This window comes from Mesorhizobium sp. M1342, from assembly GCF_040317955.1.
Lineage (GTDB): Bacteria > Pseudomonadota > Alphaproteobacteria > Rhizobiales > Rhizobiaceae > Mesorhizobium.
In genome coordinates this window covers 182,213-203,760 of record NZ_JAMYLI010000006.1, presented here as the reverse complement: position 1 = coordinate 203,760, position 21,548 = coordinate 182,213, and the positions used below count along the sequence as shown (strand labels likewise).

Sequence of the window (21,548 nt, the reverse complement as noted above, 5' to 3'; positions counted from 1 at the left end):
AGGGGAAGATGAAAAATCTCGCACTCTCCCCGCTCGCAACCAACACTCAAGAAACCGTCATGGAGACGATCATGAAACCCCTGTCATACGCCAGGCGCGGCGCGCGCTGGCTGATGGCGGCCGGTATCGCGGTCGCCATGCTAACCCCGGTGCAAGGCTTTGCGGAAGACGCTGCCCCGATCACCCCGGAGCTGAAGCTCGATCTCGACAGTTCGCGCGTCATCACTCCGAGGCCCGACCGGGTCGTGCCCTTCTTCACCAAGAAAGGCACTCAACGAGGCTGCGACTACGTCGTCTATTCGCTGAGCTTCGGCCTGCGCGGCGATCCGCAGGGCCTTGCCGACCCGAGCCTTGAGGCCAGGCTGAAGAAGGTCCGGGTCGACTTCAAGGACCAGCTTCCGCACGGCCTTGAGATCGTCAACGTCAATGTGTCCGGCGACGGCACGGATTCATCCGGCGGACCACTGCCGGGCGCGACGATCAGCACCTCGGCGGGTCCCAACGATACCGCTGTTGTTTCAGACTTCCGCATCTCCACTTCCGATCTCGACGGCGCCGGCGCTCCCAACGAGCGCGTCATCAACTTCAAGATCACGGCCAAGATCGATCATGCGGCATTTCCCGCGCCGACGATCGTCGACAACCAGGGGATGATCAAGGTGACCGCCGGACCGGGCACCGGGACCATCATCCCGTCGCAGGATCCGAGCAAGCCCGACGACGGCGACTTCAAGACCGGCGTGAAGACCTCGATCAAGATCGACGTCACCAAGTGCAACCCGCCGCCGCCACCTCCCGGCAAGGAATGCTTCAAGGTGGAGCGCGGCACCGTCGACTGCGTGCCCGGCGGCGGCGCCTTCATCTACCACATGCCGGTCGGACCGGAGATGGGCGGCAAGTGGGTGCAGGTGTCGACGACCACATCAGGCATCACCATCATTCCCGACACCCAATTGGTGCCGGCGGGCGGCGGTGTGCTCAACTGGAAGATCGTCGGCGCATCGCCCGGCGACGTCATCCACCTCATCGTCACCGGCATCGAAACCTATGCCGGTCCGAAGGAAGGCTGGGGCCTGTGCTGCACGCAGACCATCGACATCGTCATCCCGCGTGACCAGAGGTGCCCGCCCAAGGACAAGGAGCCGGACCTCAAGGTTGAGAAACGCGCCGACGTGACGCGTTGCACGATGGGCGGCGGCTGCGACTTCACCATCAGGGTCACCAATGTCGGCACCGGTGCCTACCACGGCAAGATCGTGCTCGACGAGGTGACGCTGCCGGCCGGCTCGACACTCGATTCAGGGCCCAATCCGCCCTGGGTCTGCGTACCCGGCACCACCCCTATGATTTGCACCCATCCGGTGACCACGCTCAATCCGGGGGCCTCCGTCGACCTCAAGCTCGGCTTCAAGCCGGCCGGAGGCTGGCAAGGCAGCGTCTTGCGCAACTGCGCCACCTATAATTACGGGGCCAGCGACAAGCCACTGTTCGGCAGCCAGTCGAACGACCGCGGCTGTGCCTCGATCCCGGTCTGCCGGCGTGGCGATCGCGACCGCGACTGCCGGCCGCCGGTCGAAAAGAAGGTCGACCTGATCCTGAAGAAGCGTGCCCGTATCCCGGTCTGCACGGCCGACGGCATCTGCTACTTCGTGATCGACATCATCAACAACGGCAGCGCCACCTACAATGGACCGCTGACGGTCATCGACAATTATCCCGGCGGCGCGCCAGCCTCCTCGACCTTCGGCCCGAGCCCGCCATGGACCTGCGCACCAACCGGCCCCGGGCTGTTCCGCTGCGACAATGCGGGCATCTCGCTGCCTCCGGGCGGCTCGACGCCGATCGTCGTCAAGGCGGTCATGCCGGCCGGCTACCAGTCGGACACTGTCGAGAATTGCGCGACGGTGAAGCCCATCCCCGGTGAAAACGATCTCACCAACAACAAGGCCTGCGCAAAGGAACGCTTCCGTCATCCCAATGGCGGCAAGCCGACCTTGCGCATCGCCAAGGTGTGCAACGGCTCGCTCGCCGGCGCTGCGGTCATCTCTTGCCGCATCACCGTCATCAGCCTTGGCACCGCTGCCCCCACCGGCCCGGTGCTGGTCAACGATGCCGCCACGCTGGTTGCCGGCGGCGCGCCTGTCCAGATCCAGACCGTCACCCCTGACGGTGCGGAATGGGCGTGTGGACCGGTTCCGGCCAACGCGCTGTCGTGCCAGATTCCCGGTGCCGTCATGGTACCTGGAACCAGCCGCCACTTCGACGTGACGGTCTCGGCCAATGGCGCGTTCGAAAACTGCGCGCGCGGCTCCTATGGGCCGGCACCGGGCGACGACGTCGTCTATCCCTTTGGCCAGGCCTGCGCCAAGGGCGGCGGTTCTTCGACCATCCGTGTCGAAAAGACCGGCGACCGTGAATGCAGGCTCGGCCAACCCTGTTCGTTCGAGATCACTATCACCAATGACGGAACGACCCCCTTCTCCGGGCCGGTCCGCATTGGCGATGCGATCGGCGTGGAGGGTCTCGGCAGGCTGGAAGGCGTTGAGATCACGTCGATCGATCCGCCCTTTGGCTGTTCGCCGGAACCGGCAACCTTGCCTGCGTCCTGCATTGCCAACCTGACGCTCGGCGCCGGCGAAAGCCAGGTGCACCATGTCACCGTGGTCATTCCCGACGACGGTCGCCTGGCCAATCTGCAGGGCAATGTCAGCGGCCAGAACTGCGTCGGCGTGCTCTCTCCCGAGACACGGGTGCAAGGCGGTGGCGAGGTGCTCGGCGGCGATCAGACCAATGTGCAGGGCGATCGTGGCAAGGCCTATGCCTGCCATCCCTTCACCATTAGCCAGGAGACGAAGAAGGAATGCTCGCAAGGCTTCGTCATGAACGATGCCGGCCGCTGCGTTTGCCCGGAAGGCACTACCTACCGCAACGGCCAGTGCTCGCCGGGCGGTGGTATCGTGCCGAAGCCGGAACAGCCGAAGCGCTGTGTGCTGCTCGAAGGCCAGATCCGCACCGAGGACGGACGTTGCGTCTGCCCACGCGGAACCGGGCTCGAGAACGGCAGATGTGTCAGGACCGACAAGCCCGAGCAGTGCACCATCCGTGGCCAGGTCCACAATGCGGATGGCGATTGTGTCTGCCCCAGGGGAACCGAGATCAGGGGCAATGCCTGCCGCCCGATCCAGCCAAAGCCTGAGCAGTGCACGATCCGTGGTCAGGTTCACGACGCCGATGGAGACTGCGTCTGCCCGAGAGGGACCGAGGTGCGCAATGGTGCCTGCCGCCCGATCCAGCCGAAGCCTGAGCAGTGCATCATCCGTGGTCAGATCCACGACGCGGATGGCGATTGTGCCTGCCCAAGGGGTACCGAGGTCAGAAACGGCGCCTGCCGTCCGATCCGGCCAAAGCCTGAGCAGTGCACCATCCGTGGTCAGGTCCACGACGCCAACGGCATTTGTGTCTGCCCGAGGGGTACCGAGGTGCGGGGCAATGCCTGCCGGCGCAAGCAGCCGACGCAGGAGCAATGCGACATACGCGGCCAGGTCCACAACAAGCGCGGCGAGTGTGTCTGCCCGCGTGGGACGCAGGTGATCAACGGCGCATGCCGCAAGCCCAGACAGGAGGTGGAATGCGCACCGGGCTCGCAGATGATCAATGGCCAATGCCAGCCGATCATCAGGCGGCGCTGCCCGGAAGGCACGATCGGGCGCTATCCGAACTGCCGGCCCGTCCGCGGACAACCGTCGCTGGAGCTCAACCCCGGCCTGCTGCTGCAGCAGGTATTGCCACGGCGCAGGCCGCAGGTCGAACAGCAACAGGATCCGGTTCCAGACAGAATCCTGAAACTCCAGCAGCAATAACCACTGCTCGACACGAGACCAGAAACCCGCCGGAGCAATTCGGCGGGTTTTTCTTCGTAGCTGTGGGGGCAAGCGGGAATTGGCCGCACGTGATCGGGGATGCTGGCACGTCAGCCTGCGCGGTGCCCGCGCCTGCACCCTCGACAAGTCGGCTGTGGCACATTAGGCAGTCGATAGGGTGGCCGAACGAGAAGGACACTCGGAAAGGCCGCACCCATGAGCAGAAAGACCCTGATTGCACCATCGGTGCTGGCGTCGGATTTTTCCAAACTCGGCGATGAGGTCGAAGCGGTGGCGGCGGCCGGCGCCGACTGGATCCATCTTGATGTTATGGACGGGCATTTCGTGCCCAACATCACCTTTGGCCCGCCGGTGATCAAGGCGATCCGCAACCGCACCAAGGCCTTCTTCGACTGCCATCTGATGATTGCCCCGGCCGACCCCTATCTGGCCGCTTTTGCCGAGGCCGGCTGCGACGGTTTGACCGTCCATGCCGAGGCCGGCCCGCATCTCGACCGCTCGCTGCAGACCATCAGGAACCTTGGCAAGAAGGCCGGTGTGTCGCTCAATCCGGCGACGCCGGAAAGCGTGGTCGAATACGTGCTCGACCGGCTCGACCTGATCCTGATCATGACCGTCAATCCGGGCTTCGGCGGCCAGGCCTTCATCCCGGCGGTCGTCGACAAGGTGAAGCGGGTCAAGGCCCTGATCGGCGGCCGGCCGATCCGCATCGAGATCGACGGCGGTGTTTCAGCCGAGACCGCGCCGCTGGTCACCGCTGCCGGCGCCGACGTGCTGGTGGCGGGCGCCGCCATCTTCAAAGGCGGCAGCGTCGAGGCTTATCGTCAGAACATCCAGGCGATCAGGACGGCAGCCGACAACGCAGCCGGCTGACCGGCGGTGTTCCCGCGGTCGGCCCGACATGCCGGCTAAGGTTCTGGTCCCGGGCGGGGCTTGTGAAGATCTGATGCGCAACGGCATCGGGCTGAGCGGTTGCCTGATTCGGTCTCAAGGTCCGCCGGCCTATGCCCAAAGCAGACAGTTGATCTCGCGCGCATACAAAAGAACAGAAAGACAGATTCTCCTGCGTGCATACAAAACATGTTAAGTTTCCACAGGTTGTGAAAATGCGCGGAATTACAGCATTGAGCTCCGGAATGCCGCATATTCCTTCGTGCTAAAGTACAATAGCGTGATCTTCTGCTTGAGCAGGCGAATGCTCGCGCTGTATGGTACAAGTACGAGACGGCGAATGCTTTCAGACTCGAATCGCCCAGGCCAAGTCTTGGGGACAAGGAGTCGCTATGACATACGGAGCTGCCAATCTGAACGACGACGCTGCGGGACCGAAGAGCACGCTTGCGAGTACGGTCTATCAGCAATTGCGGGACGATCTTCTCGGCGGTGTCCTTGAAACCGAGAGCAAACTGCGGGTCGAATGGGTTGTCTCCAAATATGGGGCCGGCGCCTCACCTGTCCGCGAGGCTCTCAATCGCCTCGCCTCGGAAGGACTTCTCGGCCGGCACGACCAGCGCGGCTTCTTCATCATGCCGGTCAGTGCGCCGGAACTCGAAGAGCTGACGCGCACCCGCTGCTGGCTCGAGGAGCGGGCGCTTCGCGAATCCATCGTCCACCGCACCGCCGAATGGGAAGAACAACTCGTGCTGGCGCTGCATCGCCTGGGCCGTGCGTCACGTTTTTCGCCGCAGAACCTCGTCTCGCTCAATCCCGATTGGGAGAGGCTGCATCGCATCTTTCACAGGGTGCTGATTTCGGCCTGCCGGTCGCAATGGCTGGTGGGGTTTTGCGACCAGCTCTCCGATCACGCCTATCGCTACCGGCAAATGGCCAATGATGGCGAAGGCGTCCAGCGCGACGATTTCGGCGAGCATCGCCTGATCGCCGAATGTGCCCTGGACGGCAATGCCGACGGCGCCGTCGAGGCACTGCTCAACCACTACCGGTTGACTGCCGCCATGTGCATGAAGCGCTTCGAGCAGGACGACGAAACGAAGGAACTCGCCGGCAAACGCGCTCGGCGATAGCAGTCGTTTCCTGGCGGGTCTCTTGCGCTCGTTTCTTGCGCTCAGCCTGCGTGGAGAGCGGCCGGCGTGAACCGCTGTCGGCGGGCTTGACGGCGCGGCCAAGAACCGCGAACTCTCGCCGCCGGGGCATGCCGCGACAGGCGCATGCTCAGCGCCGTAGCACCCCAGGAAGTCTTCATGAGCAATCATCTGTTCGATGCGTTCCGGTCCCGGATGCCGGCGCCAGCGCGCTTGCTGATGGAGACCGATGATGGCCGCTTGCTCACCTATGGCGATATGCTGGCCCGCTCTGCGCAGCTTGCGCATGCGCTCTTGCAACTGGATGTCGAACCCGGTGACCGCATTGCCGTGCAGGTCGAGAAGAGCCCGGAAGCGGTCATGCTCTATCTCGCCTGCTTGCGAGCCGGCGCCGTCTTCCTGCCGCTCAACACCGCCTATACGCTGGCCGAGCTGGAGTATTTCTTCGGCGACGCGGAACCACGCCTGGTCGTCTGCGATCCGGCAAGAGCGGCCGATATCGGCGCGCTGGCGGAAAAGACGGGCGCCGTCACCGTCACGCTCGGCCGCGACGGCCGGGGATCGCTGACCGACCAGGCCTCGCGGCTGCCGACGGATTTTCATGACGTGGCGCGCGGGTCGGATGACCTCGCGGCAATCCTCTACACGTCGGGAACCACCGGCCGTTCGAAAGGCGCCATGCTCAGCCACGAGAACCTTGCTTCGAACGCGCGCGTGCTGGTCGAGCACTGGCGTTTCACTGGAGACGACGTGCTGATCCACGCATTGCCGATCTTCCACACGCACGGCCTGTTCGTCGCCACCAATGTCGTCCTGATGGCCGGCGCCTCGATGCTGTTCGAGCAGAAGTTCGATCCGGCCCGCATCGTCTCGCTGATGCCGCGTGCCACGGCCCTGATGGGCGTGCCGACCTTCTACGTGCGCCTGCTGCAGCAGGATGGGCTGGCCCATGAGGCGGCAAAAAACATCCGTGTGTTCATTTCCGGCTCGGCGCCGCTTTTGGCCGAGACGCACAAGGCCTGGCGCGAGCGCACCGGCCACGCGATCCTCGAACGCTACGGCATGACCGAGACCAACATGAACACCTCGAACCCCTATGAGGGCGAGCGGCGCGCCGGTACGGTCGGGTTCCCCTTGCCCGGCGTCACGCTTCGCATCGCCGATCCCGACAGCGGCGCAGCACTTGCGCAGGGTGAGGTCGGCATGATCGAGGTCAAAGGCCCCAACGTCTTCGGCGGCTATTGGCGTATGCCGGAGAAGACCAAGGCGGAATTCCGCGCCGACGGTTTTTTCATCACCGGCGATCTCGGTATGGTCGACGCCGACGGCTACGTCCACATTGTCGGCCGCGGCAAGGACCTGATCATATCGGGCGGCTACAATATCTATCCGAAGGAACTCGAAAGCGAGATCGACGCGCTCGACGGGGTTAGCGAAAGCGCCGTCATCGGCGTTGCCCATCCGGATTTCGGCGAAGGCGTCACCGCCGTCGTCGTGCGTGCGCCGTCATCGCCGATCACCGATGCCGAAATTCTCGGCGCCATCGCCGGGCGGGTGGCGAAATACAAGCACCCGAAGCGGGTGATCTTCGTCGATGAACTGCCGCGCAACACCATGGGCAAGGTACAGAAGAACCTGCTGCGCGACACCTACAAGGACATATACGCATCATAGTTGCGCTGGGGCAGGGGCGCCTTACTCCTTGCGCGGCCTTTCGGCCCGGCTGCCGGAACCCCACAAGGCGCGCTTCAGCAGGTTGCGCTTGCGTGGGGCGAGATTGATGTCGCTGACAAGCTTGGCGCCGCCCTCGCGCCGTTCGAGGGTGATCTTGCGGCTGTGGAAGGCTTCCAGCTCGGCCCGGTGCGCCACGCTGATGATGGTGACATCAGGCAATTCGCGGATCACCGTCGCCATCATGGTGTCCTGGCTCTTCTCGTCGAGCGCCGAGGTTGCTTCATCCAGCACGACGATATCGGGGCGGTGCAGCAGCAGGCGCGCGAAGGCGAGGCGCTGCTTTTCGCCGCCCGACAGCGTCTGGTCCCATGGCGCTTCTTCCTTGATCCTTTCGGCAAGATAGGCAAGGCCGACCTTGTCGAGGGCGGCCTTGATCTGTTTGATCGTCCACTTGTCCGCCGCCGCGGGATAGGCGACCGCGCGGCGAAGCGTGCCCGAGGGGATGTAGGGGCGTTGCGGCAGCATGAACAGTCGCCTGTCGGCGTGGAAATTGACGCTGCCGCCGCCCCATGGCCACAGGCCAGCAACGGCCCGCACCAGCGTCGACTTGCCCGAGCCGGATTCGCCAGCCACCAGCACGCGCTCACCCGGTTCGATCGCAACCTCGGTTTCCTTGACCACGGAGGTGCCGTCGTCGAGCGTGACGGAGAGATCGTCGAGGCTGAGCATCGCACCGTCTTCGGTTTTGCCGTGCTGGATGCGTCCGAGCGCGTCGCTCTGCTCCGCACGCTCGAGCCCGTCGAGCGACATCATCAGCGAGGCGATGCGCCGCGCCGAGGCGTTCCAGTCGGCAAGACGCGGGTAGTTGTCGACCAGCCATCCGAACGCGCCTTGCACGATGCCAAAGGCAGACGCTGCCTGCATCACCTCGCCAAGCGTCATCGAGCCTTCGAGGAATTTTGGCGCGCACAGCAGGATCGGCACGACCGGCGCAAACAGGCTCGATCCCTGCGACACCGCCGCCGTGCGCATGTGCTGGCCCGTCAGCAGCGCCCATTGCCTGAGCACATGGCCGAAATTCCTGTCGATGCCGCTGCGCTCCTCCTCCTCGCCGCCCAGCAAGGCGATGCTCTCGCCGTTTTCGCGCACGCGCGTCAGCGTGTAGCGCAATTCGGCTTCCGCCTGGTTCTTCTGCTCGGAGAGCCGGACGAAATGGCGGCCGATGACCACCATCGAGGTCGAGGTGATGGCGGCATAGATCATCGCGGTGATGACTAGGAAGCCGGGAATGGTAATGCTCTCGCTGCCGATCGGCAGGGTGAGCGCGCCGCCGATGGTCCACAGCACGACGATGAAGGTCGAGGCCGACAGGAACGCGTTGAGGACGCCGGCGATGAAATCGACCGGCGACTCGGTGGCGATGCGCAAATCCTCGGTCATGCGGGCCTCGGGGTTCTGGTGGTCGCCGCCGACGAGGTTCAATTGGTAGTAGCGACCGCTTGCCAGCCAGCGCGCAATGACCGCGGTGGTCAGCCAGGAACGCCAGCGGCGCTGGATCGTCATGCGCAGGTAAACCTGCGCGACGACAAGGCTGCCGCTGCAGATCACCAGCGGTACGAATAGCGCGCTGAGGAAGTAGACGCTGCGGGCGTTGCGCTGCTCGAGCGCATCGAACATCGAGCGGTTCCAGACATTGATGCCATACTGGAAGCCGATATTGATGCAGATTAGAAGCAACACCCCGATCGTGAACGGCCAGGCGAGCCGGTCGCCGCGCCGGCTCCAGTAACCGCGCGCGCTGATCCAGAAACGCCGCAGCAGATATTTCTTGCGCGCCTGCTCGGCCTCTTCGAGCGTCAGTTGCGGATCGGGCTCGACAGCCTCCGGTGGCGGTCCCGGCTGGCCGTCGACCTCGGGGGCAGCTTCGGCGGCCGACGGCTTTTTTTCGCGCAACTCCTCGTGGCGTGGCCTCTGGTCACGCGGCGCTTGCTGTCGCGGCTTCAAGGCATCGCGCGGTTTGATGCCGTCGGCCTGTTTCAATTTGGGTTTCGCCTCGGACATACGCTCCGACAACGACCTCAAAATCAAAAGGTTTCATGACGTCAGCCGACTTGAACCTGAAATCAACGCAGTGGCGGAACCGGCCGCAAAAACCTTTTCGCCGCCGATCCAGACGCCCTTCGTGTCGAGATCGTCCGACAGCGCGACCATGTCCGCGGCCGTGCCGTTGGCGAAGCGGCCGAGCCGGTGCGACTGGCCGATCGCCTGCGCCGGATAGAGCGAGGCCATGCGCAAGGCCTCGGAAAGCTCGACCCCGACTACGCGGTGGATGAAACGCACGGCAGAGATCATGTCGAGATCGGCGCCCGCCAGTGTACCGTCGGCAAGCCGCAGGCTGCCGTCCCTGCGGTAGATGGTGCGGCCGTTCAGCGTGAACGAGGTCATGTCGGTGCCGATCGTCGCCATGGCGTCGCTGACAAGCACGATCTTGCCGGGACTTTGCTTGGCGCGCAGCGCGATCTTGATGGTGGCGGGATCGACATGGATGCCGTCGGCGATGAGACCGGCCGACAACGCGCCGATGTCGATGGCCGCGCCCACCAGCCCGGGCTCGCGATTGCCGATCTGGCTCATCGCATTGAACAGATGGGTGACCATCGAGGCGCCGGCCTCGGCAAAGGTACTGGCGGTGGCGTAGCCGGTGTCGGAATGGCCAAGGCTGACGACGATGCCGGCCTTGGCGAGTGCCGAGACACGCGCCGGTTCGACGGATTCCGGCGCTATGGTGGTGAGCAGCACCGGCAGCTTTTGCCGCGCCGCGATCAGCATCGCCTGGTCGGCGTCCGTCATCGGCCGGATCAGCGCCGGATCATGCGCGCCCTTGCGCGCGATCGACAGATGCGGGCCTTCGAGATGCAGGCCGAGGAAGCCCGGCACCTTCCGCAGCGCCGCTGCTTCGCCGGCGGCGACGGCGGCGGCGGTGACGCCGGGCGTGTCGGTGATCAGCGTCACAAGCAGCGCCGTCGTGCCGAAGGGCGCATGCGCCTTGCAGATGGTTTCGATCGAGGTGACATCGGGATGGTCGTTGAGCATGACGCCGCCACCGCCATTGACCTGCAGGTCGACGAAGCCCGGCGCCAGCACGCCACCGCCAGTCTCGACGACGCGGATATCCGAGGGGATGGCGCTGGTGGGCAAAATAGCCTCGACGAGGCCGTCGCGCACGACGAGCGCGTGGCCTTCATGCCAGTCGTCCCCGTCGTAAATCCGGGCACCAGTCAGGGCAAAGCGATCGTTCATACTGTCTCCGTCACCTTGCGAAGATTGCGCGGCGTATCCGGATCAAGACCGCGGTGGCGGGCAAAGGCCTCGACGAACATGTAGAAGGACACAATCAGCGTCAGCGGATCGGTCAGCGGGTGCCCGGTGGCGACATGCGGCAGGCGCACGGCGCGTTTGCCAAGTGCGGAGGTGACGAACACCGGCGCGCCCTTGGCCGCCAGGCTGTCGGCGGCCTCGGCGATGGACGGTTCGGACGCATCGCGCGCGGCCAGCGCCAACACCGGAAAATCGGGGCCGATCAGCGCCAGCGGGCCATGCATGACTTCGGCGGCGCTGTAGGCCTCCGCATGAATGCCGCAGGTCTCCTTGAACTTCAGTGCCGCCTCATTGGCCATCGCCGCCGACGGGCCGCGGCCGAGAATGAACAGCGATTTCTGTTTCTCGATCGTTTCGGCCAGCACGCTCATCCAGTCGCAGGCGATCGCCTTGCGGAAATGCTCCGGCAAGCCGGCCAGTGCCACCAGCAGCGCTTCGTCGCCGGTGGCATGCGCCATCAAAGCGAGACCGGCAACGGCGGAATTGATGAAGGTCTTGGTTGCCGCCACGCTGCGCTCGGGGCCGGCCAGTATGTCGATGGCATAGTCCGAGGCACGCGCCAGCGGCGAATCGGCGGTGTTGGTGATGGCGACGGTCAGCGCGCCGCCGGCACGCGCGGTTTCGGCCATGGCGACGATGTCGGGGCTCTTGCCCGACTGCGAGATCGCCAGGCAGGCCGAGCCGGCGAGCCTGAGCTTTCGGCCATAGATCGAGGCGATGGACGGTCCGACCGACGCCACGGCGAGGCCGGCGGTAAGCTCGACGGCATACTTCATGAAAGTGGCGGCATGGTCGGACGAGCCGCGCGCCACGGTGACGACAAACTGCGGGTCGCGTTCGCGGATGCCGCGCCCGGCCTCGGTCAGCATGGTGCCTGAGCCATCGAGCAGACGGGCGACGGCTTGCGGGATCTCCTCGATCTCGCGCCGCATATGGGTCACATCGGTCGACTTGATTGGCTCTTTACTCATGGTCGGCCCTCTTCGCTCGGCCCTGTCAGCCGCAGTTCGGCGACGAAATCATAGGCGTCGCCCCGGTATATAGAGCGGGTGAATTCGATCACCTTGCCGCTCGCCAGATAAGAAATGCGTTCGATGTGCAGGCCGGCGATGCCTGGCGGCACTTCGAGCAGGCGCGCGTCGCTGTCGCCGAGATTGGCGGCGGAAATGCGCTGCACGGCGCGCACCGGCCGGTTGCCGGTCAATTCCAGCGCCGCATAGAGCGAGGAGCCTATATCGGCCGGGTCGGGCAAGACGCTTGCCGACAGCGAGGCGCGCTCGATCGCCAGCGGCGTGTCGTTGGCGATGCGCAGGCGCGCCACCCGCGCCACCAGTTCGCTCGACGACAGGCCGAGCACCATCATCTCGTCGGGCGAAGGTGCGTAAAGGCCGCGGTCGAGCCATGCCGAACGCACAGCCATGCCGCGCCGCGCCATGTCCTCAGTGAACGAGGTCAGCCGCGACAGCGACTGTTCGACACGCTCCATGCGCGGCGCCACGAAGGTGCCGGAGCCGTGGCGCTGCACCAGGATGCCGCCCTTGACTAGGTCCTGCACCGCCTTGCGCACGGTAACCCGCGAAATATCGGCCTTGGTGGCGATGTCGCGCTCGGAAGGCAGCGCGTCGCCCGGCCCGATCAGGCCGCGATTGACCGCGTCCTCGATGCTCTTGCGAAGCTGCAGATAAAGCGGCGCGCCGCTTTGCGCCTGATGTTTGAGCGTGGCGAAGATCTGGTCGGCGGCCTCGCTCATCGAGTTGCCTCCGCGTGTCCGGCGAAAAGGCGAACCGCCATCTGCACCGCGCCGCCCAGCGCGTCGTCGAGCGGCGGCTTCAGCAGCGCCCGATAGCGGGCAGACAGCCGCGGCGCGTAGAGCGGCGCCAGCCCGCCGAGCAGGCACAGCGGCGCGTCGTCGGCAAGGTCGAGCGCGCCGAGCGAGGCTTCGACGTCGGCGACCACCCTGTCGAGGATCCAGTTGGCGACGCTGTCGCCCTTTTCGGCATGCTCGAACACCTTGGGCGCGAAGCCGCCGAAGTCGCCCGGCTTGGCATTGGTGGTGAATTCGACGACGTCCTCCGGGTTGTTGCGGAAGACGGCCAGCATGCTCTGCGTCAGCGGCGAACCGGCGCGAACGCCGTCATAGGCAAGCAGTGTCTGTTCGAGCAGGTCGCGGCCGATACGGGCGCCGCTGCCCTGGTCGCCAACCTGGAAGCCCCAGCCGCCGATGGCGCGCGATTTGCCTTGTCTGCGCGCCATATAGGCGGTGCCGGTGCCGAGGATCGCCATGGCGCCGTCACCGGAGCCGACGGCGCCTTCCAGTGCGATCTCGGCGTCGGTCTCGACGCGGCTGATGCTGAACGGCAGGATCGCTTCGAGCTGCTGCCGGTAGGTGCCGACATTGGCGCCGGCAAGGCCGAGAATTGCGGGTGTTCGCGGGATCAATTCCGCATCCTGCCCGGCGGCGAGGAACGCCTGCCGCGCGGCCTCGACGATGTTCAAGCGGGCGCCGGTCAGGTCGGTGCGGATGTTGGCGGCGCCGCTTTTGGCGCGGCCGATCACCATGCCGTCCGCCGTTGCCAGGGCGGCCCTGCAGCTGGTGCCGCCGCCATCGATTCCGAGCACGAAATTCACGTGATTTCTCCTCCAAGCGGATAATACCAATAAAATACCAATAGCCAAGGGTTAATTTCCGTTTCAAAAAGATTAAGCCGTATTTTATTGAAAAATCTACGTATTTCGTCGATTCAGCGATTTCCGACCAGCGAATTCGTTAATGCGTGTGGACAAGTGGTATTTTTTTGGTATTGTTCTGGTATTGGAGGAACCGGGATGGCCGAAACGCGCACCGAAGCGCTTCACAAAAATGCCGAGGGGCTGGATATCCAGGCTCCGGACACCGTCCTTTCCTATTTGGCCGATGCGCAGATCGAAGCCGCCAAGGTCGTGCGCCACGCCATTCCATCCATCGCCAGGGCCGCCGAGATCATTGCCGGCAGGCTGAAGAGCGGCGGCAAGCTCGCCTACGCTGCAGCCGGCAGCTCAGGCCTGATGGCACTGGCCGATGCACTGGAGTTGCCGGGCACCTTCGGCATTCACCGCGACCGCATCGCCATCCTGATCGCCGGCGGCGACGACGCTTTCCGCACGCTGGCCGGAGGGCCGGAAGACGATACCGAGGAGGCTGCGGCAGCGGTTGCCGAGGCAGGCCTCGGCAAGGGCGACTGCCTGATCGCCATTTCCGCCAGTGGCACGACCCCCTATGCGGTGCGGGCCATCGAGGAGGCTGCCCGCCGTGGGGCTGCCACCATCGGCATCGCCAACAACCGGAACTCGGCTCTGCTGCGCCAGGCGCAAACCGCTATCCTGCTCGAAACGCCGCCGGAGCTGATCGCCGGCTCCACGCGCATGGGCGCCGGCACCGCCCAGAAGATCGCGCTCAACATGCTGTCGACGCTGACCGCAATCCATCTCGGCCATGTGCATGACGGCTACATGGTCAATCTCATGGCCGACAACATCAAGCTGCGCGACCGCGCGGCGCGCATCGTCGCCGCCGTCAGCGGGCGCGACACGGACGAGGCGGCCCGCCTGCTCGAGAAGAGCGGCGGCGCGGTCAAGACCGCCATTCTGCTCGCCGCCGGCGCCGACAGCACTGACGCGGCGCAGAAGATACTGGAAGAGGCCGGCCAGAAGCTGCGGCCGGCCCTTTCCGCGATAGAGGGGAGCAAAGGGCGCACTGCCTCCGTTCTCATCAAAACCGAACCTGAAAAAGGTCAACAGGGAGACTGAGCATGACAACGAAACTACTGACGGCACTGCTTTTGGGCACCAGCATTCTCGGCTCGGCCGGGGTTGCTTCTGCCGCAGACGTAACGCTCAACATCGAAAGCTGGCGCGGTGACGACCTTGCCATCTGGAAGGACAAGCTGATCCCGGCCTTCGAAGCCAAGAACCCGGGCATCAAGGTGGTGTTCGCGCCGTCGGCTCCGACCGAATATGACGCGGCGCTGGGCGCCAAGCTCGCCGCCGGTTCGGCGGGCGACCTGATCACCTGCCGCCCATTCGACAAGTCGCTCGAGCTGTTCAAGAAGGGCAACCTTGCCGACCTCTCGGCATTACCCGGCATGGAGAACTTCTCACCCGTCGCCAAATCCGCCTGGCAGACCGACGACGGCAAGGCGAGCTTCTGCGTGCCGATGGCCTCGGTCATCCACGGCTTCATCTACAACAAGGACGCCTTCGACAAGCTCGGCATCAAGGTGCCGGAGACCCGCGACGAGTTCTTCGCCGCGCTCGACAAGATCAAGGCCGACGGCACCTACATCCCGATGGCGATGGGCACCAAGGATCTCTGGGAAGCCGCGACCATGGGCTACCAGAACATCGGCCCCAACTACTGGAAGGGCGAGGACGGCCGCGCGGCGCTGATCAAGGGCGAGCAGAAGCTGACCGACAAGGACTGGGTCGCGCCCTATGAGGAACTGGCCAAGTGGAAGCCTTATCTCGGCGATGGCTTCGAGGCGCAGACCTATCCGGATAGCCAGAACCTGTTCACGCTCGGCCGCGCAGCCATCTATCCGGCCGGCTCGTGGGAAATCGGCCTGTTCAACACCCAGGCGCAGTTCAAGATGGGCGCCTTCCCGCCGCCGGTCGAGAAGGCCGGCGACACCTGCTACATCTCCGACCATACCGATATCGGCATGGGCCTCAATGCGGCTTCGAAGAATGCCGATGCGGCCAAGACCTTCCTGTCCTGGGTCGCTTCGCCGGATTTCGCCACCATCTACGCCAACGCGCTGCCGGGCTTCTTCAGCCTGAACTCCTCGCCGGTGAAGATGGCAGACCCGCTGGCGCAGGAATTCGTCTCCTGGCGCGCCAAGTGCAAGCCGACGATCCGTTCGACCTACCAGATCCTGTCGCGCGGCACGCCGAACCTCGAGAACGAGACCTGGGTCGAATCGGCCAACGTCATCAACGGCACCGATACGCCGGAAGCTGCCGCCAAGAAGCTGCAGACCGGCCTCGACAGCTGGTACAAGCCGGCGAAGTAAGAGCTCAGGCAACGGAGCCGGCCGGGCGCACGCCTGGCCGGTTCCGGACCACCTCATTCACAGTGCACCTATTCAGATTGCGATTGTCGGCACCGCCTCCCGGCCTTACCCTCACTGTTGTGGGGAAGGCTAGCTGATCAGTCGCAGGCCTTTGTTCTTGCCGCATCGGGCAAGAGTGTTCGGGCCGTGCATCGAGGCATCATCTAGATCGATACCCTTTGGAACCGAAAGACGGCGGGGACCGAACTCATGGCCGCAGATATCAGACCGAAAAGACCGTTCCGCTGGCACATCGGCATCTTCTTGGCGCCGGCCGTGCTTGTCTACACGGCGATCATGATCCTGCCGCTCGCCGGCACGCTGCAGCTGTCGCTGTTCCGCAACATCGAGCAGCACCAGGTCTTCGTTGGGCTGCAAAACTTCCGCACCCTGTTCGGCGACCCCAACTGGTCGGTGGGTTTCTGGAACGCGCTCAGGAACAACACCTGGTTCTTCATCATCCACATGATCGTGCAAAACCCGATCGGCGTCATGCTGGCGGCGCTTCTGTCCAGCCCGAAACTCAGATTCGCGGCCTTCTACCGCACCGCGATCTTCGTTCCGACCATCCTGTCCTTCGTCATCGTCGGTTTCGCCTGGAAGCTGATCTTGTCGCCGCTGTGGGGCGTGGCGCCGCATCTGATGGATCTCGTCGGCCTCAAAGGCCTGTTCACGCCGTGGCTCGGCAAGGAGCAATATGCACTGACCGCACTCAGCCTGATCTCGGTGTGGCAGTTCGTCGGCATCCCGATGATGCTGATCTATGCCGCCCTGCTGTCGATCCCCGAAGAGGTGATCGAGGCCGCCGAATGCGATGGGATTACCGGCCTTTCACAGTTCTGGAAGATCAAGCTGCCGCTGATCCTGCCGTCGATCGGCATTATCTCGATCCTCACCTTCGTCGGCAATTTCAACGCCTTCGACCTGATCTACACCGCGCAAGGCGCGCTCGCCGGGCCGAACTATTCGACCGACATTCTCGGCACCTTCCTCTACCGCGCCTTCTTCGGCTTCCAGCTGCAGACCGGCGACCCCAATATGGGCGCGGCGATTGCCACGATGATGTTCCTGATCATCCTCGGCGGCGTCTGCGTCTACCTCTTCCTCGTCCAGACGCGCCTGCGTCGCTACCAGTTCTGAGGGGCGAGATGTCGAGCTTGAACACCCCCCTCTGGCCTGCCGGCCATCTCCCCCGCAAGGGGGGAGATTGGCAGCGTTGGCCTTGCCGGCCATCTTGCTGCGTTGGTGATTGGCGAAAGCAGTCGCGACATCCGATCTCCCCCCTTGCGGGGGAGATGTCCGGCAGGACAGAGGGGGGTGCCTTGGCGCCATTCCTTGGAAGTGTGCGTCAGGAGACCTCCCAATGAGCACCGCCACCCGTTCCGTGCCCCGCACCATCGGCGCCCACGCGATCCTGTTGACCTACACGGCGATCGCGCTGTTTCCGGTGATCCTCGTCATCATGAACTCGTTCAAGTCGCGCGCGGGCATCTTCGGCGCGCCGCTGACGCCGCCGACGCCCAAAACCTTCGACCTGATCGGCTACACGACGGTGATCGGCCAGGGCGACTTCATCCACTATTTCCAGAACAGCCTCGTCGTCACCGTCGCCTCGCTGTTCTTCGTGCTGTTGTTCGGCGCCATGGCGGCGTTCGCGCTGTCGGAATACCGCTTCCGCGGCAACTCGCTGATGGGGCTTTATCTGGCGCTCGGCATCATGATCCCGATCCGGCTGGGCACCGTCGCCATCCTGCAACTGATGGTGGCGAGCGGGCTGGTCAACACGCTGACGGCGCTGATCCTGGTCTACACCGCGCAGGGCCTGCCGCTTGCCGTCTTCATCCTGTCGGAATTCATGAAGCAGGTGTCCGACGATCTGAAGAATGCCGGCCGCATCGACGGCCTGTCGGAATACACCATCTTCTTCCGGCTGGTGCTGCCACTGGTCAGGCCCTCGATGGCGACCGTCGCCGTTTTCACCATGATCCCGATCTGGAACGATCTGTGGTTCCCGCTGATCCTGGCGCCGTCTGAAGAAACCAAGACGGTGACGCTCGGCGCGCAGCTGTTCCTCGGCCAGTTCGTCACCAATTGGAACGCCATCCTGGCAGCCCTGTCGCTGGCGATCATGCCGGTGCTGATCCTCTACGTCATCTTCTCGCGGCAGCTGATCCGCGGCATCACGTCCGGAGCCGTCAAGTGAACTCTGAAACACCTCTTCGCGTCGTCGTCGCCGGCCTCGGCAATATGGGCCGCAGCCATGCGCTGGCCTATCATAGCAATCCGGGCTTCCAGATCGCGGCGCTGATCAACCGCTCGGACGTGCCGTTGCCGGACGGGCTGTCGGGCTATGCCATCAGGCGCTCCTTCGACGAGGCGCTGCGCGACGAAAAGCCTGATGTCGCTTGCATCGCCACCTATTCCGACAGCCATGCCGACTATGCGGTGAGGGCGTTCGAAGCCGGTTGCCATGTCTTCGTCGAGAAGCCGCTGGCAACGACCGTGGCCGATGCCAAGCGCGTCGTCGCGGCGGCCAAGGCCAATGGCAAGAAGCTGGTGATCGGCTACATCCTGCGCCATCACCCGTCCTGGATCAGGCTGATCGCCGAAGCGCGCAAGCTCGGCGGCCCCTACGTCTTCCGCATGAACCTCAACCAGCAATCCTCAGGCCACACCTGGGAGACGCACAAGCAGTTGATGCAGACGACGTCGCCGATCGTCGATTGCGGCGTGCACTATCTCGACGTCATGCTGCAGATCACCGACGCCAGGCCGGTCGAGGTGCGCGGCATGGGCGTGCGGCTGACCGAGGAGGTGGCGGCCTCGATGTACAATTACGGCCATTTGCAGGTGCTGTTCGACGACGGCTCGGTCGGCTGGTACGAAGCCGGCTGGGGGCCGATGATTTCGGAAACGGCGTTCTTTGTGAAGGACGTCATCTCGCCCAATGGCTGCGTGTCGATCGTCATGAAGGAAGGTGTGAAGTCCGACGACATCGACACCCACACCAAGACCTCGACCATTCGCCTGCACAGCGCCGCGACCGGCGCGGACGGCAAGTTTCTCAAGGCCGACGAAATGCTGTCGATGGAAGGCGAGCCCGGCCACCAGGACCTCTGCGACCTCGAACAGGCCTTCATGCTGAAGGCGATCCGCGAGGATCTGGATCTCACCAAACACATGGACGACGCGGTCAGATCGCTCGCGGTCTGCCTTGCAGCCGACGAGAGCGTGCGCAGTGGAAAGGCGGTGCGATTGTGACCGCAGAATTGTCGTCAGGGGGTGCCCTGGCGCCCACATTCCAATTTGGAGGACTGCCGTGGGCTCGCTGAACATTGAGAACGTGAAGAAGGCCTTCGGGCCGGTCGAGGTGCTGAAGGGCATCAACCTCGAAGTGAACGACGGCGAGTTCGTCGTCTTCGTCGGCCCGTCCGGCTGCGGCAAGTCGACCTTGCTCAGAGTCATTGCCGGACTGGAGGATTCGACCTCGGGCCGTGTGGTGATCGACGGCGCGGACGTCTCCGCCACGCCGCCGGCCAAGCGCGGCATCGCCATGGTGTTCCAGACCTATGCGCTCTACCCGCATCTGACGGTGAAGAACAATATGGGCCTTGGCCTCAAGCAGGCAGGAACGCCGGCGGCCGAAATCGAGCGCCGCATTGGCATCGCCTCCTCGATGCTGTCGCTGGAGCCCTATCTCGCGAGGCGGCCGGCCGAACTGTCCGGCGGCCAGCGCCAACGCGTCGCCATCGGCCGCGCCGTGGTGCGCGAGCCAAAGCTTTTTCTCTTCGACGAGCCGCTTTCGAACCTCGATGCGGCACTGCGCGTCAACACGCGGCTGGAGATCGCGCAGCTGCATCGCCGGCTGAAGGCGACGATGATCTACGTCACCCACGACCAGGTCGAGGCGATGACGCTGGCCGACAAGATCGTGGTGCTCAACGCAGGGAAAATCGAGCAGATCGGTGGCCCGATGGAGCTCTACAATTCGCCGGAAAATGAGTTTGTCGCCGGGTTCATCGGCTCACCGAAAATGAATTTCGTCGACGGCGCCAGGCTTGGCGAAACCGCCAAGACCATCGGCGTGCGGCCGGAACATTTGACCGTCGATCCGAAGTCAGGCGCCTGGAAGGGAACGGTGGTGCACGCCGAGCACCTCGGCGCCGACACCAATCTGTATCTCGATTGCGAGAAGGCGGGGCTGATTACCGTGCGCATTTTCGGCGTCTATGATGCAGAGCCGGGTGCGACGCTCTATGCGACGCCGGATCCGGCGAAGACATATAGGTTTGGGGCTGATGGGAAGGTGCTAAAGTAGGCGGGCGCAGCCCCCTCACCCAGCCTCCACTTCGCTCGGCTGACCTCTCCCCGAGGGGAGAGGAGATTGTCAGCGCCGACGCTCACTTCTTCTCCCCAGCGGGGAGAAGGTGGCCGCGAAGCGGCCGGATGAGGGGGCAGCGCAACCTCTATACGTCCGCCTTGAACGTCTGCTTTTGCTGGCCCAGCCCTTCGATGCCCAGTGCAACCACATCGCCTGCCTTCAGGAACACCGGCGGCTTCATGCCGAGGCCGACGCCGGGCGGCGTGCCGGTGGAGATGATGTCGCCGGGGTGCAGCGACATGAACTGGCTGAGATAGGAAACCAGATACTTGACGCCATAGACCATGGTCTTGGTCGAGCCGTTCTGCATCGTCTTGCCGTTGACGGTCAGCCACATTTTGAGGTTCTGCGGGTCGGCTACCTCGTCCTTGGTCACCAGCCATGGGCCGGTCGGGCCGAACGTGTCGCAGGACTTGCCTTTGGTCCACTGGCCCTGGCGCTCGGCCTGGAAGGCGCGTTCGGAGACGTCGTGGGCAACGCTATAGCCGGCAACATAGTCGAGCGCATCGGCCTCGCTGACATATTTGGCGGTTTTGCCGATGATCACGGCCAGTTCGACTTCCCAGTCGGTCTTCTCCGAGCCGCGGGGGATCAACACGTCGTCATCCGGCCCGACAATGGCCGAGCTTGCCTTCATGAAAATGATCGGCTCCGGCGGCACGGTGGCGCCGGTTTCGGCGGCATGGTCGGAATAGTTGAGGCCGATGCAGATGAACTTGCCGGTGCCGGCAACGCAGGCGCCGAGGCGCGGGCTGCCGGAAACCGCTGGCAGCGACTTCGGATCGAGCTTGGCGAGTGCCGCCAGCGATGCCGGATCGAGCGTCTTGCCGCCGATATCGGTAACGTGAGCGGAGAGATCACGGATCGTTCCATCCGCATCGAGCAGGCCGGGACGTTCGCTTCCCACCTCGCCATAGCGCAGCAGTTTCATCTAAATTCTTCTCCTGATTGCGGCCTCGTGGCCTTTTGCAAACTTTCCGCCAAGGCGATTGCGCCTTCGCGGAACCGGCGGACCGTACCCATCGACCTGACTACGGACAAGCGCGATCGCCATGCAAGATAGCGGCGCGCGGGATTTTCAGACTCTTCGATCCCCTGTCAAACG

16 protein-coding genes are annotated in these 21,548 nt (G+C 64.2%); 10 read left to right on the top strand and 6 right to left on the bottom strand.

Annotated features, from left to right (window positions below; all coding sequences use genetic code 11):
- The first annotated feature begins 8 nt into the window (after nt 1-8).
- The 4 genes from NKH06_RS08495 to NKH06_RS08480 all read left to right on the top strand — a co-directional run bounded on the left by NKH06_RS08495 (nt 9) and on the right by NKH06_RS08480 (nt 7,597).
- Complete coding sequence (locus NKH06_RS08495) at nt 9-3,860, top strand: DUF7929 domain-containing protein (protein WP_352892712.1); 3,852 nt, start codon at nt 9-11, stop codon at nt 3,858-3,860.
- A gap of 216 nt (nt 3,861-4,076) precedes the next feature.
- A complete protein-coding gene (rpe, locus tag NKH06_RS08490) occupies nt 4,077-4,754 on the top strand; it encodes a ribulose-phosphate 3-epimerase (RefSeq protein ID WP_023810869.1) in 678 nt (225 codons plus the stop codon).
- Nucleotides 4,755-5,164: 410 nt separating this feature from the next.
- Nucleotides 5,165-5,905: a GntR family transcriptional regulator gene (locus NKH06_RS08485; protein ID WP_128305144.1), complete on the top strand. Its 741-nt coding sequence runs from the start codon at nt 5,165-5,167 to the stop codon at nt 5,903-5,905.
- 177 nt (nt 5,906-6,082) lie between these two features.
- Nucleotides 6,083-7,597, top strand: a complete 1,515-nt coding sequence (locus NKH06_RS08480; RefSeq protein ID WP_352720939.1) for a malonate--CoA ligase — start codon at nt 6,083-6,085, stop codon at nt 7,595-7,597.
- A 21-nt stretch (nt 7,598-7,618) separates the two neighbouring features.
- Here the strand turns inward: NKH06_RS08480 and NKH06_RS08475 are convergent, their stop codons facing one another.
- From NKH06_RS08475 to NKH06_RS08455, 5 genes are read right to left on the bottom strand one after another with little or no spacing between them, the layout of a single operon-like run.
- On the bottom strand, nt 7,619-9,658 hold the full coding sequence (locus NKH06_RS08475; protein ID WP_023810866.1) for an ABC transporter ATP-binding protein/permease: 2,040 nt from the start codon (nt 9,656-9,658) through the stop codon (nt 7,619-7,621).
- A gap of 33 nt (nt 9,659-9,691) precedes the next feature.
- Complete coding sequence (nagA, locus tag NKH06_RS08470) at nt 9,692-10,897, bottom strand: N-acetylglucosamine-6-phosphate deacetylase (protein WP_352774335.1); 1,206 nt, start codon at nt 10,895-10,897, stop codon at nt 9,692-9,694.
- Complete coding sequence (locus NKH06_RS08465; protein WP_352892707.1) at nt 10,894-11,946, bottom strand: SIS domain-containing protein; 1,053 nt, start codon at nt 11,944-11,946, stop codon at nt 10,894-10,896. The genes nagA and NKH06_RS08465 overlap by 4 nt, the downstream gene beginning before the upstream one ends.
- Complete coding sequence (locus tag NKH06_RS08460; RefSeq protein ID WP_027040192.1) at nt 11,943-12,725, bottom strand: GntR family transcriptional regulator; 783 nt, start codon at nt 12,723-12,725, stop codon at nt 11,943-11,945. The genes NKH06_RS08465 and NKH06_RS08460 overlap by 4 nt, the downstream gene beginning before the upstream one ends.
- Nucleotides 12,722-13,603, bottom strand: a complete 882-nt coding sequence (locus NKH06_RS08455) for a glucosamine kinase nucleotide-binding domain-containing protein (protein WP_128305138.1) — start codon at nt 13,601-13,603, stop codon at nt 12,722-12,724. Before NKH06_RS08455 ends, NKH06_RS08460 begins: the two co-directional genes overlap by 4 nt.
- 198 nt (nt 13,604-13,801) lie before the next feature.
- On the opposite strand from NKH06_RS08455, the gene NKH06_RS08450 reads away from it, so the two are divergent.
- From NKH06_RS08450 to NKH06_RS08425, 6 genes are all read left to right on the top strand, one after another.
- Entirely contained in the window at nt 13,802-14,761 is a 960-nt protein-coding gene (locus tag NKH06_RS08450) for an N-acetylmuramic acid 6-phosphate etherase (RefSeq protein WP_352440653.1), read from the top strand.
- A gap of 2 nt (nt 14,762-14,763) precedes the next feature.
- On the top strand, nt 14,764-16,023 hold the full coding sequence (locus NKH06_RS08445) for an ABC transporter substrate-binding protein (RefSeq protein ID WP_352440652.1): 1,260 nt from the start codon (nt 14,764-14,766) through the stop codon (nt 16,021-16,023).
- Nucleotides 16,024-16,272: 249 nt separating this feature from the next.
- Nucleotides 16,273-17,202 (top strand): carbohydrate ABC transporter permease, encoded by a 930-nt coding sequence (locus NKH06_RS08440; protein ID WP_352774330.1) that lies wholly within the window; start codon nt 16,273-16,275, stop codon nt 17,200-17,202.
- A gap of 223 nt (nt 17,203-17,425) precedes the next feature.
- On the top strand, nt 17,426-18,265 hold the full coding sequence (locus NKH06_RS08435) for a carbohydrate ABC transporter permease (protein ID WP_127380895.1): 840 nt from the start codon (nt 17,426-17,428) through the stop codon (nt 18,263-18,265).
- Nucleotides 18,262-19,323 (top strand): Gfo/Idh/MocA family protein, encoded by a 1,062-nt coding sequence (locus NKH06_RS08430; RefSeq protein ID WP_352440650.1) that lies wholly within the window; start codon nt 18,262-18,264, stop codon nt 19,321-19,323. The genes NKH06_RS08435 and NKH06_RS08430 overlap by 4 nt, the downstream gene beginning before the upstream one ends.
- A 58-nt stretch (nt 19,324-19,381) precedes the next feature.
- The gene (locus NKH06_RS08425) at nt 19,382-20,380 is read left to right on the top strand and encodes an ABC transporter ATP-binding protein (RefSeq protein WP_352774328.1); all 999 of its coding nucleotides are present in this window, start codon (nt 19,382-19,384) and stop codon (nt 20,378-20,380) included.
- Nucleotides 20,381-20,528: 148 nt separating this feature from the next.
- On the opposite strand, the gene NKH06_RS08420 is transcribed toward NKH06_RS08425, so the two are convergent.
- Nucleotides 20,529-21,374 carry a fumarylacetoacetate hydrolase family protein gene (locus tag NKH06_RS08420; protein WP_352440648.1) on the bottom strand — a complete coding sequence of 282 codons (846 nt, stop codon included), beginning with the start codon at nt 21,372-21,374 and terminating at the stop codon, nt 20,529-20,531.
- Nucleotides 21,375-21,548 lie beyond the last annotated feature (174 nt).

Coding starts and splice junctions, on each gene's coding strand:
- NKH06_RS08495 (WP_352892712.1), top strand. CDS start 9: ATGAAAAATCTCGCACTCTCCCCGCTCGCAACCAACACTCAAGAAACC.
- rpe (WP_023810869.1), top strand. CDS start 4,077: ATGAGCAGAAAGACCCTGATTGCACCATCGGTGCTGGCGTCGGATTTT.
- NKH06_RS08485 (WP_128305144.1), top strand. CDS start 5,165: ATGACATACGGAGCTGCCAATCTGAACGACGACGCTGCGGGACCGAAG.
- NKH06_RS08480 (WP_352720939.1), top strand. CDS start 6,083: ATGAGCAATCATCTGTTCGATGCGTTCCGGTCCCGGATGCCGGCGCCA.
- NKH06_RS08475 (WP_023810866.1), bottom strand. CDS start 9,658: ATGTCCGAGGCGAAACCCAAATTGAAACAGGCCGACGGCATCAAACCG.
- nagA (WP_352774335.1), bottom strand. CDS start 10,897: ATGAACGATCGCTTTGCCCTGACTGGTGCCCGGATTTACGACGGGGAC.
- NKH06_RS08465 (WP_352892707.1), bottom strand. CDS start 11,946: ATGAGTAAAGAGCCAATCAAGTCGACCGATGTGACCCATATGCGGCGC.
- NKH06_RS08460 (WP_027040192.1), bottom strand. CDS start 12,725: ATGAGCGAGGCCGCCGACCAGATCTTCGCCACGCTCAAACATCAGGCG.
- NKH06_RS08450 (WP_352440653.1), top strand. CDS start 13,802: ATGGCCGAAACGCGCACCGAAGCGCTTCACAAAAATGCCGAGGGGCTG.
- NKH06_RS08445 (WP_352440652.1), top strand. CDS start 14,764: ATGACAACGAAACTACTGACGGCACTGCTTTTGGGCACCAGCATTCTC.
- NKH06_RS08440 (WP_352774330.1), top strand. CDS start 16,273: ATGGCCGCAGATATCAGACCGAAAAGACCGTTCCGCTGGCACATCGGC.
- NKH06_RS08435 (WP_127380895.1), top strand. CDS start 17,426: ATGAGCACCGCCACCCGTTCCGTGCCCCGCACCATCGGCGCCCACGCG.
- NKH06_RS08420 (WP_352440648.1), bottom strand. CDS start 21,374: ATGAAACTGCTGCGCTATGGCGAGGTGGGAAGCGAACGTCCCGGCCTG.